Source organism: Bradyrhizobium sp. CW1 (assembly GCF_023100665.1).
Lineage (GTDB): Bacteria > Pseudomonadota > Alphaproteobacteria > Rhizobiales > Xanthobacteraceae > Bradyrhizobium > Bradyrhizobium canariense_D.
This window is the reverse complement of sequence record NZ_CP064684.1, coordinates 3,971,493-3,985,770: the sequence shown is the minus strand read 5'-3', so window position 1 is coordinate 3,985,770 and position 14,278 is coordinate 3,971,493. Positions and strand designations below refer to the sequence as shown.

22 protein-coding genes and 1 pseudogene are annotated in these 14,278 nt (G+C 63.2%); 16 read left to right on the top strand and 7 right to left on the bottom strand.

Annotated elements, in window-relative coordinates:
* Positions 1-187 precede the first annotated feature (187 nt).
* The 3 genes from IVB54_RS19575 to IVB54_RS19565 all read left to right on the top strand — a co-directional run bounded on the left by IVB54_RS19575 (position 188) and on the right by IVB54_RS19565 (position 1,280).
* Positions 188-544 carry a hypothetical protein gene (locus IVB54_RS19575; protein WP_018457951.1) on the top strand — a complete coding sequence of 119 codons (357 nt, stop codon included), beginning with the start codon at positions 188-190 and terminating at the stop codon, positions 542-544.
* A 113-nt stretch (positions 545-657) separates the two neighbouring features.
* Positions 658-1,041, top strand: a complete 384-nt coding sequence (locus IVB54_RS19570) for a hypothetical protein (protein WP_018457952.1) — start codon at positions 658-660, stop codon at positions 1,039-1,041.
* A gap of 47 nt (positions 1,042-1,088) precedes the next feature.
* Positions 1,089-1,280 (top strand): hypothetical protein, encoded by a 192-nt coding sequence (locus IVB54_RS19565; RefSeq protein WP_018457953.1) that lies wholly within the window; start codon positions 1,089-1,091, stop codon positions 1,278-1,280.
* A 335-nt stretch (positions 1,281-1,615) separates the two neighbouring features.
* Here the strand turns inward: IVB54_RS19565 and IVB54_RS19560 are convergent, their stop codons facing one another.
* Entirely contained in the window at positions 1,616-1,822 is a 207-nt protein-coding gene (locus tag IVB54_RS19560; protein WP_026233466.1) for a hypothetical protein, read from the bottom strand.
* A gap of 161 nt (positions 1,823-1,983) precedes the next feature.
* Here IVB54_RS19560 and IVB54_RS19555 point away from each other — a divergent pair, with 161 nt between their 5' ends.
* A complete protein-coding gene (locus IVB54_RS19555) occupies positions 1,984-2,343 on the top strand; it encodes a hypothetical protein (protein WP_247397170.1) in 360 nt (119 codons plus the stop codon).
* 174 nt (positions 2,344-2,517) lie between these two features.
* Here IVB54_RS19555 and IVB54_RS19550 read toward each other — a convergent pair whose 3' ends face one another.
* Complete coding sequence (locus IVB54_RS19550) at positions 2,518-3,180, bottom strand: hypothetical protein (protein WP_247777452.1); 663 nt, start codon at positions 3,178-3,180, stop codon at positions 2,518-2,520.
* Between the two features lie 488 nt (positions 3,181-3,668).
* On the opposite strand from IVB54_RS19550, the gene IVB54_RS19545 reads away from it, so the two are divergent.
* The 4 genes and pseudogenes from IVB54_RS19545 to IVB54_RS19530 all read left to right on the top strand — a co-directional run bounded on the left by IVB54_RS19545 (position 3,669) and on the right by IVB54_RS19530 (position 5,145).
* Entirely contained in the window at positions 3,669-3,839 is a 171-nt protein-coding gene (locus tag IVB54_RS19545) for a hypothetical protein (protein WP_018457957.1), read from the top strand.
* Between the two features lie 308 nt (positions 3,840-4,147).
* Positions 4,148-4,378, top strand: a pseudogene (locus IVB54_RS19540) (hypothetical protein); the annotation flags it as partial.
* A 129-nt stretch (positions 4,379-4,507) separates the two neighbouring features.
* Positions 4,508-4,747 carry a hypothetical protein gene (locus tag IVB54_RS19535; protein WP_026233468.1) on the top strand — a complete coding sequence of 80 codons (240 nt, stop codon included), beginning with the start codon at positions 4,508-4,510 and terminating at the stop codon, positions 4,745-4,747.
* A 104-nt stretch (positions 4,748-4,851) separates the two neighbouring features.
* The gene (locus IVB54_RS19530; RefSeq protein ID WP_247777451.1) at positions 4,852-5,145 is read left to right on the top strand and encodes a Zn-ribbon domain-containing protein; all 294 of its coding nucleotides are present in this window, start codon (positions 4,852-4,854) and stop codon (positions 5,143-5,145) included.
* Position 5,146: 1 nt separating this feature from the next.
* Here IVB54_RS19530 and IVB54_RS19525 read toward each other — a convergent pair whose 3' ends face one another.
* Both IVB54_RS19525 and IVB54_RS19520 read right to left on the bottom strand, forming a co-directional pair.
* Positions 5,147-5,533, bottom strand: coding sequence for an NUDIX hydrolase (locus IVB54_RS19525; protein ID WP_026233469.1), 387 nt, complete (start codon positions 5,531-5,533; stop codon positions 5,147-5,149).
* A 145-nt stretch (positions 5,534-5,678) separates the two neighbouring features.
* Complete coding sequence (locus IVB54_RS19520; RefSeq protein WP_026233470.1) at positions 5,679-6,788, bottom strand: AI-2E family transporter; 1,110 nt, start codon at positions 6,786-6,788, stop codon at positions 5,679-5,681.
* 141 nt (positions 6,789-6,929) lie between these two features.
* Between IVB54_RS19520 and IVB54_RS19515 the strand changes: the two genes are divergently transcribed.
* The 4 genes from IVB54_RS19515 (at position 6,930) to IVB54_RS19500 (ending at position 10,095) form a co-directional block, all read left to right on the top strand.
* Positions 6,930-7,151: a hypothetical protein gene (locus IVB54_RS19515; RefSeq protein WP_018457963.1), complete on the top strand. Its 222-nt coding sequence runs from the start codon at positions 6,930-6,932 to the stop codon at positions 7,149-7,151.
* Positions 7,152-7,306: 155 nt separating this feature from the next.
* On the top strand, positions 7,307-7,534 hold the full coding sequence (locus IVB54_RS19510) for a hypothetical protein (RefSeq protein WP_018457964.1): 228 nt from the start codon (positions 7,307-7,309) through the stop codon (positions 7,532-7,534).
* A 118-nt stretch (positions 7,535-7,652) separates the two neighbouring features.
* Positions 7,653-9,701, top strand: a complete 2,049-nt coding sequence (locus tag IVB54_RS19505; protein ID WP_018457965.1) for an acetoacetate--CoA ligase — start codon at positions 7,653-7,655, stop codon at positions 9,699-9,701.
* Between the two features lie 91 nt (positions 9,702-9,792).
* Positions 9,793-10,095 carry a hypothetical protein gene (locus IVB54_RS19500; RefSeq protein ID WP_026233471.1) on the top strand — a complete coding sequence of 101 codons (303 nt, stop codon included), beginning with the start codon at positions 9,793-9,795 and terminating at the stop codon, positions 10,093-10,095.
* Between the two features lie 3 nt (positions 10,096-10,098).
* Here the strand turns inward: IVB54_RS19500 and IVB54_RS19495 are convergent, their stop codons facing one another.
* Together IVB54_RS19495 and IVB54_RS19490 are read right to left on the bottom strand one after the other, a co-directional pair.
* A complete protein-coding gene (locus tag IVB54_RS19495) occupies positions 10,099-10,335 on the bottom strand; it encodes a hypothetical protein (protein ID WP_026233472.1) in 237 nt (78 codons plus the stop codon).
* A 337-nt stretch (positions 10,336-10,672) separates the two neighbouring features.
* Positions 10,673-10,960, bottom strand: coding sequence for a hypothetical protein (locus IVB54_RS19490; protein WP_018457968.1), 288 nt, complete (start codon positions 10,958-10,960; stop codon positions 10,673-10,675).
* Positions 10,961-11,147: 187 nt separating this feature from the next.
* Here IVB54_RS19490 and IVB54_RS19485 point away from each other — a divergent pair, with 187 nt between their 5' ends.
* The 3 genes from IVB54_RS19485 to IVB54_RS19475 all read left to right on the top strand — a co-directional run bounded on the left by IVB54_RS19485 (position 11,148) and on the right by IVB54_RS19475 (position 12,770).
* Entirely contained in the window at positions 11,148-11,735 is a 588-nt protein-coding gene (locus IVB54_RS19485) for a formyltransferase family protein (protein ID WP_018457969.1), read from the top strand.
* 200 nt (positions 11,736-11,935) lie between these two features.
* A complete protein-coding gene (locus tag IVB54_RS19480) occupies positions 11,936-12,280 on the top strand; it encodes a hypothetical protein (RefSeq protein ID WP_018457970.1) in 345 nt (114 codons plus the stop codon).
* Positions 12,225-12,770 carry a hypothetical protein gene (locus IVB54_RS19475; RefSeq protein WP_026233473.1) on the top strand — a complete coding sequence of 182 codons (546 nt, stop codon included), beginning with the start codon at positions 12,225-12,227 and terminating at the stop codon, positions 12,768-12,770. The genes IVB54_RS19480 and IVB54_RS19475 overlap by 56 nt, the downstream gene beginning before the upstream one ends.
* 51 nt (positions 12,771-12,821) lie before the next feature.
* Here the strand turns inward: IVB54_RS19475 and IVB54_RS19470 are convergent, their stop codons facing one another.
* On the bottom strand, positions 12,822-13,220 hold the full coding sequence (locus IVB54_RS19470) for a RidA family protein (RefSeq protein WP_018457972.1): 399 nt from the start codon (positions 13,218-13,220) through the stop codon (positions 12,822-12,824).
* A gap of 150 nt (positions 13,221-13,370) precedes the next feature.
* Here IVB54_RS19470 and IVB54_RS19465 point away from each other — a divergent pair, with 150 nt between their 5' ends.
* Entirely contained in the window at positions 13,371-14,246 is an 876-nt protein-coding gene (locus IVB54_RS19465) for a DMT family transporter (protein WP_085353150.1), read from the top strand.
* Positions 14,247-14,278: the final 32 nt, after the last annotated feature.

Sequence of the window (14,278 nt, the reverse complement as noted above, 5' to 3'; positions counted from 1 at the left end):
CATTTGGTTCATCTGGGGAGCGCTGCTGTTTCCACTGTTTCCGGCTCAATGGTTCGTCTTGGGACTTCTGCCAAAGAAGTAAGGCCGCTTCTCAAACGTCCGCCTCTTTCATTTGCCTATCGGCCTGAGTTCCGGGCGGAACGAACGGACAGTCGAACGATTGCTCCTCTTGAGTAGGAGTTGCGTCATGCGTCATGCGCCGTCGATTGTGCCGCTGGATCGGCTCGACCGGGAGATTTACCTGGTACTGGAAGACTTCGGCGCGCGCGCCGGCTGCTCCTGGCGCGAGGCCGACGAGCAGGATACCGACGTCGAGACCATCATCCGCGACCTACTCTCCGGGCAGTACGCGTATCCCGTCCGTATCGTCGCCTTCAACGCCATCGAGGGCTGGTCTCGCGATGCCACCAGCGAGATCGCAGATGAGCTTGCCGAGCGTGTCACGAGTAGCGAGATCACGCCGGCCTTGCAGGCCTTCGTCCAAGCAAATGCTTCCCGACCTTTTGCTGTACAACTGGCGCTTCCTCTACGGGGGGCCGCCTGAGTTCAATCTGTGATCGTGATGTTGCGTGGGGATTGCGGTGCCAGTGCACTAAACAGGCACAGCCATCGGAGGTTCGCGCTTCCCTTCGGCATGATTTTTTGGTACCAAATAAAATGAAACCAGCAAAAAAGATTCGTGCCAAAAAGCATCGCGGCCGCCCCGCTACTGGTCAAGGCGTCCAGATCGGCACGCGCTGGCCGGAGGCGACTGTCGCTCAGATCGACGCATGGGCGTCGGGGCAGGAAGACACTCCGGCTCGCTCTGAATCCATCCGTCGGCTGGTTGATATTGGCTTGGGCAAACCCGCCTCCGCCCTCGCGGTTACGTCTACCGCCAAGGCCTCGTCCGAGCGGGCTCGGGAAATGGCGGGTAATGCGATCGACAAGCTCAAAGACAACAAAGCGAGCCCGGATGACCAGGCCAGCCGCAAGCGGCGGCTCGTCAAGGGACCCGAGGAATTCCAGAATGTTCGACGCGACCGGCCAAATCGAAAATGAATTGACCGGCGCCCGCCTGGTCAATCTCGCCTGAAGGCAAAAAGCAAATGATCAAACCCAAACGGTCGGCCGCGCAACAAGTCGCGGACGAAGCCGATCGAAGGACCCTCAATCCGATAGGATCGAGACAGACAATAGCGGACAGCCAAGCCACTCCGGAGTTTCAGGAAAACCTCAAACGCCTGAAGTCCGAGCGGCTGGAGCGTGAGGCTAGACTGAATCCGAAGCGCAAGGTCTGATTTGAGCTTATCGACCCTTCGCCTCGCCTGGCTGGGCCGGTCAGGCGAACGGGCCGCGTCGGATGGCGGGTGCAGAAGGTCATGGGAATGTTGAACCGACGGTGGATGATCTTCCTGCTGGTTTCCGTGGTGATTGTTTGCTCGATCTTCGCAGGCGCTCGGTACTATCTGAGCAAATGCCATGGCATGGATGCGTGCGCGGCCGCCGAAGCCGAGAGCCATGAGCGAGACAAGCCAACCGAGCCACAATAGTTTTCGGGTGAAAAGCCGGCTGCGGAGGCGGATGAAGCCACCGGCGAGTTCGCGAACGAATGGCAGTCGACCGCGATGACCGCCTACACCACGCCGCCGAAGTCGATGCCTTCCTTGGCGAGCGCCTCGGCTTCCTCGGCGGACGCTGTCGGCTTCGTGTCGAGATAGGGACGCTCAGTCGCCGGCATTATCGTGCGGATGTTTTGGCCGTCTGTCCGCGTGATGCGAGCAACCCAGCGCTTGGGCCCGTGCTCGACTTGCTGGATGTGGTACTGCTTATAGGTAATCATGACTCACGGACGCAACTGACGCTAACGGCGGCTCCCTTTATATCCAACGGCACGCCGCCGAACAACGATTTCCTAAAGTGAGGTTAAGATCGCCGGCGTGAACCCGTTCAGCGATCATTCAGCCGCTCAGGCGTAGGCATAGTGCGATTGGGAGAAGTCCGATGATCGGTGCAGTTGTGGCAACCTTGCTGGCTCTACAGCTCGGTGAGGTTCATCAGGTTCAATACCGTGTCCCTGTGCACCCACCGCCGTGCGGCCACGGCTGGGACGTCAGCGCCCGCGACGGCATGTGCTACCCCAACGGCTACTTGCCGCCGCAAGAACAGGCCGCACGGCAGTACTATGGAGGCGGTAGAAGCTATGGCCACTATCCCGTTCCTTGCGGAAACGGTGCCGATATCGATACCCGCGACGGCCAGTGTTACCCGACCGGAACGGTTCCGCCGCAGTTTCAACAGGGCCGGCAAGGCTATTACGGCGATGACTATTACGAGCGCCGTCCGCGGCGTCGTTACTATTGAACGGCCCCTCAGGGCAAACCGGCGGGCCCCTGGTCGCTTCTTAGGATCCGGTGACAGTGCCGGAGCGCACTGTCACCAGCATTCCGTAGTTCCAAGTCGGGTAAAAAGCCGCGCTCACGTTAGCCCGCCAAGTGAGCGCGGACAAAGTCTCAGATCACCTGCCTGACCCTATCTTCAGCTCTCCGGGCCCGAAACTGTGGCAGGCGCGCTCAACGGCGCTCCTCCAACTGAAACGGGACCTGCAGATTTCGACTGCCGAACGATCCGCTTGCGCATCGCTGCGGACAGTCCATAGCGCGCATGCGCTCTTCGAACGGAGGACGTGACGTCCGACATCATGGCATTTTGCAGCGAGTCGATCTTCGCAATCAGCGTGGACAGCTGCGAAGATACCTTCCTCACATCGACCCGTTCATCCGTGATGCTCTGCCGGAGCGAAAGCAGCACCATCGAATCCGCCTGCAGCACAGCCGCGTTTTGTTGCAAGGCCTGATTGCTCTCCTGCAGCGAAGCCGTGTGTTGCTGCTGGGTCGACTGAATATCCTTCAAGGCCGCGACAACCGGATCCGGCTTTGGCGCTGAAGCCTCTTGGCGCGGGAGCAGATCAGCCAGGCTGCTCAGATTCAGCGATGGCAGGCCGGACGGCCATGTGTAGATCGCCGCCGCGCCGTTGATGGCCAGGGCACACACCGACAGCGCCATGACCGACGTCCGGCCGGACCGCTTGATCGGTTCTGGCGCGTCCAAGCTTGCGGGTTCGCCGGCGGCGATGGCCGCAGCCAGTGCTGCAGGGTCGAGCTGTTCGACAAGGCCTTGCGTTTCGAAAGTCGCGGTCATGGCATTGACCCCAAATGAGCGAGCAACAGGAAGCCGTCGCCGGAACGTCCTCGCGACAGCTCCCTTACGCAGCACCCATCTACAACTGTCTAAAATTGTGGGCTTTTCAGCTTAATTCCACGTTAGCGGCCGCGGCCTGCTGCAGACCCCGGCCATCCCGGCCGACTACGGGGTCGTGCGAGGGTCATGACAGGCAGGCCGGTGCGCGAGCTCCTCCCGATCCCGGGAAGCCGCCCTGGTCCGAAGCGGATTTTCCGAAGTTGGCAGACTACCCCTGTTTTGCCCGACGCGTCAACCGGCGTCTCCGCCGGATGCAGGACCGCCATGTGCCAAAAAGAAAGCGTTGCGCCAGCGGGACTTAGCTACTGTGCATGGGGTTGTTTTGGCGATTTTGGCCATCGCCTGCTCGTGCGCCGGGCCCCTGTCCCAAAAGCCGCGAGACAACCCGCTCAAAAAGTGTAGGATTCGACAAAACAGGGAGGAGCGGCATGTTTGAAATCAGCGGTTTCGACACGGCAGGAATCGTCAGCCTCAAGCGGCTGTCACTCGCCGCCGCCCTCAAGAAGGCCAAGGAGCTCATCGCCGACGGATGCTGGGGCGTTCAGGTGATTGGTCCGGGTGGCCAGGTCTACACCTCGTTCGAGGAGCAAGCCGCGTAGTCGCCCGCCTTCGGCATCATTCGAAAAGCACCCGACCGATCGCGCGCCGCGCGGTCTGGCCGTTGCGGTGATAGACGTGAAAACCCCAGCGCCTGGTGGAGCGCTGGGGCGTTTTCAAAATATCATTTGGTCAAGCAATGAGGCCTTCGTAGCAGCGATCTCGACCATCGCTTGTGAACTGCTTCACACGGCCTTCGATCTTTCCACATCTTGACGAGGCTCAACTGCCGCGCGCCGTGCCGTTGCCAATCAACTCGTTTGGGAGCACGCTCTCTCCAGGCGCGCAGACGCCGCTCAGGGAGAAAGCCATGAAGGACACGGGCCTGGATCATCGCCACCGCGACAAGGATGGCGCGATCAGCAAGAAGCACGGCAACACGCTGGTCGGTACGTTGCGCAAGATCTACGGCAAGGGTTTTGCTGCCGGTTATCCGGATACGACTGAACTCAGCGAGGTCTTGCATCAGCTGAACGAGACATCGCTCAGCCAGTTGCGGCGCGATCACGACACCGGGCATCTCAGCCACAAGATCGACCACGTCCCTGATGGACGTCACGAGTCCCAACTTCAGGTAGTTGAATCAACTGGGCTGCCGGGCGTCTCGGCGAACTTGCCGTTTGAGCCCTCGCCGCCCGAGCGCTAGGATGAGCCTTTTACGGAGGCTCATTTGAAACAGTTCATGATCATCACCGCCATTGCACTCGCCGTGACGGCTCCCGCCCGCTCGCAGGCTCTCGTCGATCCCAACAAGGTTGCTCCCGAATATCGCGAGGCGGCCGAGAAGCGGCGGGCCGAGCAGATGCGGCAGCGCGAATGCGCGCTGAAGGCGGATCTCGAGAAGGTGCTGCCCAGGGATCGCACCGTCTATCTCAACCATTGCCTGGACACGATGGCGGCCAAGCAATAGCGCCTGATCGAGCGGCTTGAAGTCGCCGACGCGTTCAAGCTTTCTTCAGACATTTGGGATCACCTGACGATCCATTTTCATCAGTCATTGTCGATCGACCGCGCATGAGTTTCGTCCAGATTCAGTGCACGCGCTGCAAGACCGTATTCCGCGACCGCGCGGGACGGTTGCAGGACGGCCATTCCAGGCAATGTCCGAGCTGCGAGGTGGTGCTGTTCTTCGCGGAGGATTCACCGAACCCTCAGGTCAAGCAGGCCATGAAGCGCGCGCGCAAGGCTCGCAAGGAGCAGCGCGAAGCCGAAATGGCCAGAATGTCCGCGCCGCAACCGCGCGCCAATTTTTCGCGGGCCCACACCGGACGGATACAGCTCTCGTCGGAGGACGACGAGGAGGCCTAGCTCACCCGCGCTTCCGCGGAAACAGGCGGTCGCGGATATAGCGCGAGGTCGGCGTTAGGCGGATGCCGCGCGGCTTCTGCCAGACGGCGCGGTCGATCTCGTGCTTGTCGCCGATCGCGAGCCTGCCCTTGGCGCCCTTGGCGATGAAGATCGCGTCGCTCATCTTGCGGCCGGAACGCTTGTTCCTGGCCGTCACTTCCTTCCAGAGGCTGATCCGGCCGAGCTTCAGCTTGGGCAGCTCTTCCTTGATCTCCCGCCGCAGGCAGTCCTTGTCGGACTCGCGCGCGCGCTTGCGGCCGCCCGGAAACATCCACAGGCCGTCCGACCGGCGTCTGACCAACAATACCTTGCCGCGCTTGGCGGCAACCAGTTTGGAAGACTTCGCCATGTCCGCCGTAATCGAAAATAGAGTCGAGCCCATGGTAACTTGTCTAGTCGGATAGACAAGTTCCGGATGGATCTTGATCACCCGGGCCAAGGCCGTCAGATCTGATTAAACCCGGCAGGCCGATCCCGCCGTTCGAGGCGCCAGATCAGCCCTCGCCCGCCGCTGTGCCCGCCCTTGCCCCCGCCTCTGCCCGGTCCTCCGTCCTGATCCAGGCCATCATCATCTCCCAGGCCACCGACAGGATGATCGGGCCGATGAACAGGCCGACGATGCCGTGGGCGAGCGTGCCACCGATCACGCCGACGAAGATGACGATGGTCGGCGTGGTCAGGCCGCGCCCCATCACCAGCGGCTTCAACATGGTGTCGAGGAAACCGACGAGGACGAGAAACACGGTGAGCAGCAGCGCGGTGGTGACGTCCTTGGCGGTCCAGATCCAGATGATCACCGGCAGCAGCACCAGGAAGGCGCCGATCTGCACGATCGAGAGCAGCAGCACAATGAAGGCGAGCAGGCCGGCGCTCGGCACCGCGGCAAGCTTGAAGCCGATGCCGGCGAGCAATGCCTGCACGATCGCGACGCCGATCACGCCTTGCGCCACGGCGCGGATGGTCGCGCCCGCGAGCCCCAGGAAATGCTCGCTCTGTTCGGGCACGATGCGAAACAGGAAACCGCGGCCGGCCGCAACCAGCCGCGGCCCGTGCGGAAACAGGAAGCCGGCCACGAACACCGAGACCAGGAACTGGAGCGTGCCGACGCCGGCATCGCCCGCGAGCGACAAGAGCGGTCCCGCCAGCGGCTGGAGATACGGCGCCACCTCGCGGAGCACTGCGCGGATGTTGTTGTAGGCCTGCTCCCAGAGGTCGAATAACCAGGGGCCAACGACCGGCCACGACTTGAGCTGCTCCGGCGCCGATTGAAGCGCGAGGTCGCCGGTGCCGAGCTGGTGCGCCAGCTCGCGCACTCCGTCCACTGCGCTGATACCGAGCCAGGTCGCAGGACCGATGACGATGCCGAGCGTGATCAGGGTCAGGATCGCCGCTGCGGTCTTGGGCCGGCCGCCGAGGATCTTGGCGACCCAGCTGAAGGCCGGGTAGAACGCGACCGCGAGCACGCCGCTCCAGGCAAGGATCGGCACGAAGGGGCGGATGATCAGCAAGGTCCAGATGATCAGCAGGCCGAGCAGGCCGACGCGGATCACGAGCTGGATGATGTCCTCGCCCGTCAGGAGCTGACGCAGACTTTTCACGGGCACGGCTTTCCTTGCGGCATTGACGCGGGTTCCGGCACTTGCGCGGCCCCGCGTTATTGCCAGCCGCGCACCCGGCGTCAAGACGACCGGGCCGGCACGAGCCGGCGATTAGGAACGCATCGGGCCATTCTGCATTCCGAGACGATGGCACGCCGCCCCAGAGAGCCCGTCGCACACGCGGGAATTCACCGCGGCATCCGCTTTTCGCTGAAGCCAAACGGCGCACCGGGCTATTGGCGCTACGCCTATGCCGTCGGCGACAGGGCCCGCACCGGGCGCGTGCAAGGCAGGCTGCCGTTGCTCGCCATCAGGCGCGTTCAGATGTGCATCGACCGGGACATGCGAAGCATCCGGACCGGCGATTGATCTTGCGGCGGCGCCGTGGGCGAGCGCCGGCAAGGTGCGCGACGTGATGCCGGCTTGGCTAACGGTGATTAACCGGATTTCGGCCGACCGGTTTACGTCGATGCAAAGGCGTGCACCTACGCTTCCATCGAGGTCCCTCAAACCACTTCGGTGCAATGGCCAATACCATCTGGACGATCGAAGAATTCACCTGCGCGGGTTGCAGCATGAACTACACGGCGACAAGGGAGGAGCACGCCGAAGCGCATTCCGGCACCTTCAAGTGCAGCATCTGCAGCGGCGTGGTGCACACATGGTCCGGCAAACATCATTTCTTCGGCTGGGAAGCGGTGAAAACCAAGCCACCCGTGTTCGGAAGGCGTTGGGCCGGAGCCGGCGGGTAGACTGCTTCCACCGGACCCAGACCAGCTACTCCCGTCAACGCCCCCTGCCCGAACTGCGGCTTCTGCTACTCTGCGGCAACGGTTAAACTCTCCGCCCCGCAACTGAAGCCGACACGCAATGACCTCACCCTTCGTTCCCCAGATCGCCCTTTACCGCACCTGGCTCGCCGAGAAGCGCGGCCTCAACTTCGACAGCTACGAGGAGATGCGGCAATGGTCGGTGCGCGATCTCGACGGGTTCTGGCACGCCATCTGGGACTATTACGATCTGCAATCGCCGACGCCGTTTGCCGCCGTGATCACCGAGCGCAAGATGCCCGGCGCGCTCTGGTTTCCCGGCGCGCAGGTCAACTATGCCCGGCAGGTGTTCCGCCACGTGGACGCGGCTGACGCCGCCGGCCTGCCCGCAATCGTCAGCTGTGGCGAGGACGGCAGGCTTTGCGAGACGAGCTGGCCGGAGCTGCGGCGCAAGGCGGCTGCGCTCGCGCTGCATCTGAAAGAAAAAGGCATCAAGCCCGGCGACCGCGTCGCCGCCTATCTGCCCAACATCCCCGAGACCATCATCGCATTCCTGGCGAGCGCCAGCATCGGCGCGATCTGGAGCCTGTGCGCGCCCGACATGGCCGCGCCCGCCGTGATCGACCGCTTCAAGCAGATCGAACCGAAAGTACTGATTGCCTGCGACGCCGTCACCTATGCCGGCCGCCGGCACGATCGCAAAGACGTCCTCGCCGAGCTGCGGCGGTCGCTGCCGACGGTCGAGCACGTCATCCTGCACAGCGAGGCCGCCGCGCCCGCAGCGGCCGACGCCCTGCTCTCCGAAATTAGCGCAACAACCGGCGCGGAGATCGACGCGTTCGAGCCGGCCTGGCTGCCGTTCGATCATCCGCTCTGGATCGTCTATTCCAGCGGTACCACCGGCCTGCCGAAGCCAATCGTGCACGGCCATGGCGGTATCATCATCGTGGTGCTGGCGCTGCTCGGCCTGCACAACGATCTTGGCTGCTCCTACCACGAGAACTCGTTCGGCGAGCGCTATCACTGGTACTCTTCGACGGGCTGGATCATGTGGAACAGCCAGGTCGGCGGCCTGCTCAGCGGCACCACCTGCTGCATCTTCGACGGCAGCCCCGGCGGCGCCAAGGACAAACCAGACTGGACCACGCTGTGGCGCTTCGTCGCGCAGTCGAAAGCGACCTTCTTCGGCGCGGGCGCCGCGTTCTTCGCCAACTGCGCCAAGGCCGAGGTCGACCTCGTCGCCGCCGGTGATCTCTCACAGCTTCGATGTCTCGGCTCGACCGGCTCTCCGCTGAGCGCCGACACCCAAGCCTGGTTCAACAACCGCTTCGCTGGCCTGTCGAAGACCAACGGCAGCAAGGCGCAGGCCGATATCTGGTGGGCCAACATCTCCGGCGGCACCGATTTCGCCGGCGCGTTCATTGGCGGCAATCGCGAACTGCCGCAGACGCCGGGCGCGATGCAGTGCCGTCTGCTGGGTGCTGCCGTGGAAGCCTTTGACGAACAGGGCCGCGCCGTCATCGGCGAGGTCGGCGAGCTCGTCTGCACCGAGCCGATGCCGTCGATGCCGCTCTATTTCTGGAACGACAAGGGCGGTGCGCGCTATCGCGCGAGCTATTTCGAGACCTATCCGGACAATTTCGACGGCACCGGCCGTGGGCCGGTGTGGCGGCATGGCGACTGGCTCAAGGTCGACCCGGACGGCTCCTGCATCATCTATGGCCGCAGCGATGCCACCATCAACCGGCATGGCCTGCGCATGGGCACGAGCGAACTCTATTCCGCGATCGAGGCCTTGCCGGAGGTGCTGGATTCCCTCGTCGTCGATCTCGAATATCTCGGCCGTGACAGCTACATGCCCCTGTTCGTGGTGCTGCGCGAAGGCGTCGCCTTCGACGGCGCGATGCAGGCGAAGATCAACAAGGCGATCGAGGCCGGCCTCTCGCGCCGATTCCTGCCCAACGAGATTTTTGCGGTCGCCGAAATTCCCCGCACGCTCTCGGGCAAGAAGCAGGAGCTGCCGATCAAGAAGCTGCTGCTCGGCCAGCCCGTCGAGAAGGTCATCAACCGCGAGGCGATGGCCAATCCCGCCTGTCTCGACTGGTATCTCGCCTTCGCACGCGACTATCTGGCGCGGAGCGAGACTTGAGGGAGATCGCCGCAATTGCGCCGATGCCGTTTGGACTCCGTTCACCGATCGCCGCTAGAGCAGGATGCATCTTCCGCAGCGAACGCGCGCCATGGCCGACCTCAACGCCGTCCTCTCCAGGCTGAACGACCGTCTGCTCCGCCTCGAGGGCGAGCTGTTCGTGCTGCGCTCGCTGGCCCGCGCGACGCTGACGGCGGGCGATGACCACGCGGCGCGAATGCGCAAGCTGGTCGAGGCCGCCAAGGTCGCGCTCGACGACGAGGCCACGCGTCCCCTCGACAAGCCGACGCGCAAATATGTCGATGCGGCGGCCGCGCTGGTGGAGGAATTGCTGGTCGAGCCGACCCAGGCGCGGCCGTTGTTCACCGTCATCGACGGTGGCCGGCGCGACTGAACGTCAAACTGGCCGTCCGTCGTCCGTCGCGGCGATATCGCCCGACTTGAGCCGGCTGAGGCCGGCTTCGATGATCGCGATCTCCTCGTCGATCTGGCCGATCGGCAGGCTGAAGTCGTAGCCGGACCTGCTCTTCAGATCGACTGCAAGCCGTTGCCTGTGCATCATCAGCTCGTCGAGGCCGCGCCGGTTCTTCAGCCGGACATAGACGTCGACGATCTGCTCAATCGCGCTCGGCATGAAATAGGTCCCGGCGAAAAAGCCCGCACGGCGCACCCGCGCCGGCGCGACAATCTCGGTGTCGCGGTACGCAATACAAATCCGCGACGGATTCGTCGATACGCCAAGCTGGTTGAGATCACGTTACCGTCAGATGATTTCGTGATGGCCGAGCATGAAAAAGCCGCTGGCGATCACGCCAGCGGCCAAATCCGGGTTCGAAAACGGATGCGGGTTGAAATGTCGCCAGCCCCGGTCGGTCCACGTTCTAACGGCAAATCCTGGGTCTCTCTGTTAAAAACGAAACACAGGAACCGGCCGTCGGCACTCGCCGCACCACCGTGGCGGCGCGGCAACGCTAGTCTGTGCCGCAGAAATATTTGCGCGGCAGCCTGCGGTAGGCGCTGTAGCGGTAATGCGGCCGGTACGCGTAGCCGCGATAGAGCGCCGGCGGCTCCTGGCCGTAATAGGCGCCGTGATAAAAATTGGTGACCGGCCCTTCCGCGCAGCGATAGGTGTCCCAGGTCGGGCCGATGAAGGGCGCCACCCCGACCTCGGGCGGAACCACGGGATAGGGCGGTCCGCCAGCGCGCGCCGAAGTGGTTGCAACCAAGGCCGCGAGAAGGACAAACCACGCGCTCCGCATGCGTTCACTCCGAGCCGATGCCATGCGCATGGAAGCACCGGACCGGCCGACACCGCAATCGCGGAATTCATCGCGCAGCCTCGCCCGGCGCGTTGTTGATAACCGGCGCAAACCCAGCGCGGGTGGTGACAGGACGTCCGGACGTGTTATCGGGAGATGACGCAGTTGCGAGACGGATCGGACACCCATGCGCATTACTCTTGTCGGCTCCCGCCATTTCGGCGTGACCACCCTGAACATGCTCCGGGAGCATGGTGTCTCGATCGTGCGCGTCGTGGTGGCCGACGCCGAGGATCGTCTCGCCGCAACAGCCAAGGCGGCGGGCATCGACGTCGTGGTCCAGGCCAATCCCAAACTGGTGGTGGCCTCCGAGATCGCCCCCGACACCGATCTGATCGTCACCGCGCACAGCCACGCCCGGATCGGCAAGGACGCGCTTGAGGCAGCGAAGCTGGGCGGTATCGGCTATCATCCCTCGCTGCTGCCGCGTCACCGCGGCAAGGCGGCCGTGGAATGGACCATCAAGGAAGGCGATCCGATCGCCGGCGGCACGATCTATCACCTCGCCGACCGCATGGACGCTGGCGCCATTGCGGCCCAGGAGTGGTGCTTCGTCAAGAAGGGCGAGACGGCGCGGGAACTGTGGGAGCGCGCGCTCGCCCCGCTCGGGCTCAAATTGCTGGCCGACGTGATCGACTATGCCAAGGTCCACAAGGCGCTGCCGTCCAAGACTCAAGACGAGCAGTTCGCGACTTCAGCGCCAAGTCTTTCCTGAGGCCCTTTATCCTGAGTCGATCTCCTGACGTTTACTCTTAACGTAACGGGGCATTGATTTTGCTTCAAGAATCCCAGCTTGAAACCCAAATAAACCATTGTTCCCACAGGAACAATTTTCGATTTGGCACTGCACCAAATTTCCGTCACATTTGGCCCGAATAAGGGTCAGCATATCAGACAAATTCAAGGATGGATTTTATGCGTTTTGCTCGCATTGCGGCGTTCTGTGCCGCCTCAGTTACCACCCTCGCCGCGCCCGCCTTTGCCCAGACCCCCTATGACGGCAACTGGCACGTCACCATCGTCACCAAGAGCGGCACCTGCGAGCCGACCGCGAGCTCCTTGCTGACGGTTGCCGACGGCAAGATCACCGCGCCCGGCGCTAACGTTTCCGGCACCATCGGCAGCGGGGGACTTGTGAAAGTTTCGATCAATGGTGCATATGCCAACGGTCAACTCAGCGGCAACGCCGGATCGGGGAAGTGGAATGGAGCATCTGCAGGCATACCGTGCAGCGGGCGGTGGGAAGCATCGCGCCAATAGAAAAATCGTGACGAGCGGTGTGGGCCGGCGGCTGCTGATCGCGGCCGCCGTTATGTTTGCCGCCGGAATTGCAAACTCCGAGAGCAAGGCCCAGTCCGGCCCGTTCGCCCCGCTGGCCGGCAGCTGGAGCGGCTCAGGCACGGTCACCCTGGATGACGGCTCGACCGAACGGATCCGCTGCCGGGCGAAATACGCTCCGATCGGACCGACCATGGAGTTGTCTCTGACCTGCGCCAGCGACGCCTACAAGTTCAACCTCGGCGCCAACGTCAAGGCTGAAGGCAGCGCCATCGCGGGCAGCTGGTCCGAGGCCAGCCGTAATATCAGCGGCTCCCTTTCGGGTCGCGGGGCCGGCGGAAACTATGAGCTGCTCGCCTCCACTGCCGGCTTCAACGCCAACATTTCGCTGAAGACGTCCGGCAACAAGCAGAACGTCACGATGCGCGCCGACAGCCAGTTCCGCGGCGCCAACATCTCGCTGTCGCGCTAAGCCGATACGAGTAGATTGACAATCGACCCGGCGATCTCGCCGGGTCGATTTTTATGTGCCCGGCACGAACGCCGTGACCTCGATCTCGACCTTGGCCCGGTCATCCACGAGGCCGCCGATGTAGAGCAAGGTCGAGGGCGGGAAATTGCGCCCCAGCGTTTCCTTCCAGGCCGCGCCGATGCCGGCCCCGGCTGCCTCATATTCGCTGCGGCTGGTCAGGTACCAGGTCAGGCGGACGATATGCTCGGGGCTGGCGCCGGCCTCGCCCAGGAGCTTGATGATCCGCTTCAGCGCGGTCCCGACCTGCGCTGCCATGTCAGGCGCGTAATTGCCGGTCTCGTCGCCGCCCGTCTGCCCGGCCAGCACCACCCAGCGGCCCGGCCCCTCGACCACGACACCATGGGAAAAGCCGCGCGGTTTTTTCCACTCGGCCGGCTGCAAGATGTGCATGAGCGAAGATCTCCCGATTGTTCTCGTTGTTCACTGATGCCTTAGCACGGCGCCCTGCATCGCTGCACCGGCAGATTTGACCGTTGCAAACGGCGAGGATGTCGCCGATACCGGCCGTCCCTCAAGACCTCGCCTCTCACACCCGCGCCGATGAACACGACACCGTCCAAAACGATGGCTGCCCTGTGGATGGCCGGCTGGCTGTCGCTGATGCTGGTCATGGCGGTCGCCGGACGCGAGACCACGCGCGAGCTGAATGTATTTCAGATCATGGAAGTGCGTTCGCTGCTAGGATTCCTGTTGCTTTCGCCGTTCATCTATCGGGCCGGCGGCTTCAAAGTGCTCAGGACGTCGCGCCTGCCGCAGCACATCGGGCGCAATTTGGTGCACTATGTTGCGCAGCTCGGCTGGTTCTTCGCGCTGACGCTGATCCCGATCGGCCAGGTGGTGGCAATCGAGTTCACCATGCCAATCTGGACGGCGCTGCTCGCAGCGAGCCTTCTCTCCGAGCGCATGACGCCGTGGAAGATCGCCGCCATCGCGCTTGGCCTTTTCGGTGTGATCGTCATCGTCCGACCCGCCACCGGCGAGATCAATCCCGGTCAACTCATCGCACTCGGCGCCGCCATGGGCTTTGGCGTGTCCATGGTGCTCGTCAAATCGCTGACCCGCACCGAAAGCGCGCTGTCGATCCTGTTCTGGATGCTGGTGGTGCAATCGGTCGCAGGCTTCATTCCGACGCTGTTCGTCTGGACGTGGCCCTCCGCCTACGTCTGGGCGTGGGTCGGCGTGATCGGCGTCTGCGGCACGTTTTCGCACTACTGCCTCGCCAGCGCGATGCGCTATGCGGATGCGACCATCGTTGTTCCCATGGACTTCCTGCGAGTTCCATTGACCGCGACCGCTGGCTGGCTGCTGTATTCGGAGCGGCTTGACACCTGGACGGTGGTCGGCGCCGCGCTGATCCTGTTCGGCAATCTCCTGAATCTAAAGCCAGCTCCGGCAGATCCTGCTCCCGCGCGCTGAACCTCGCGCCGCCTCGCGCGACAAAACCAAGT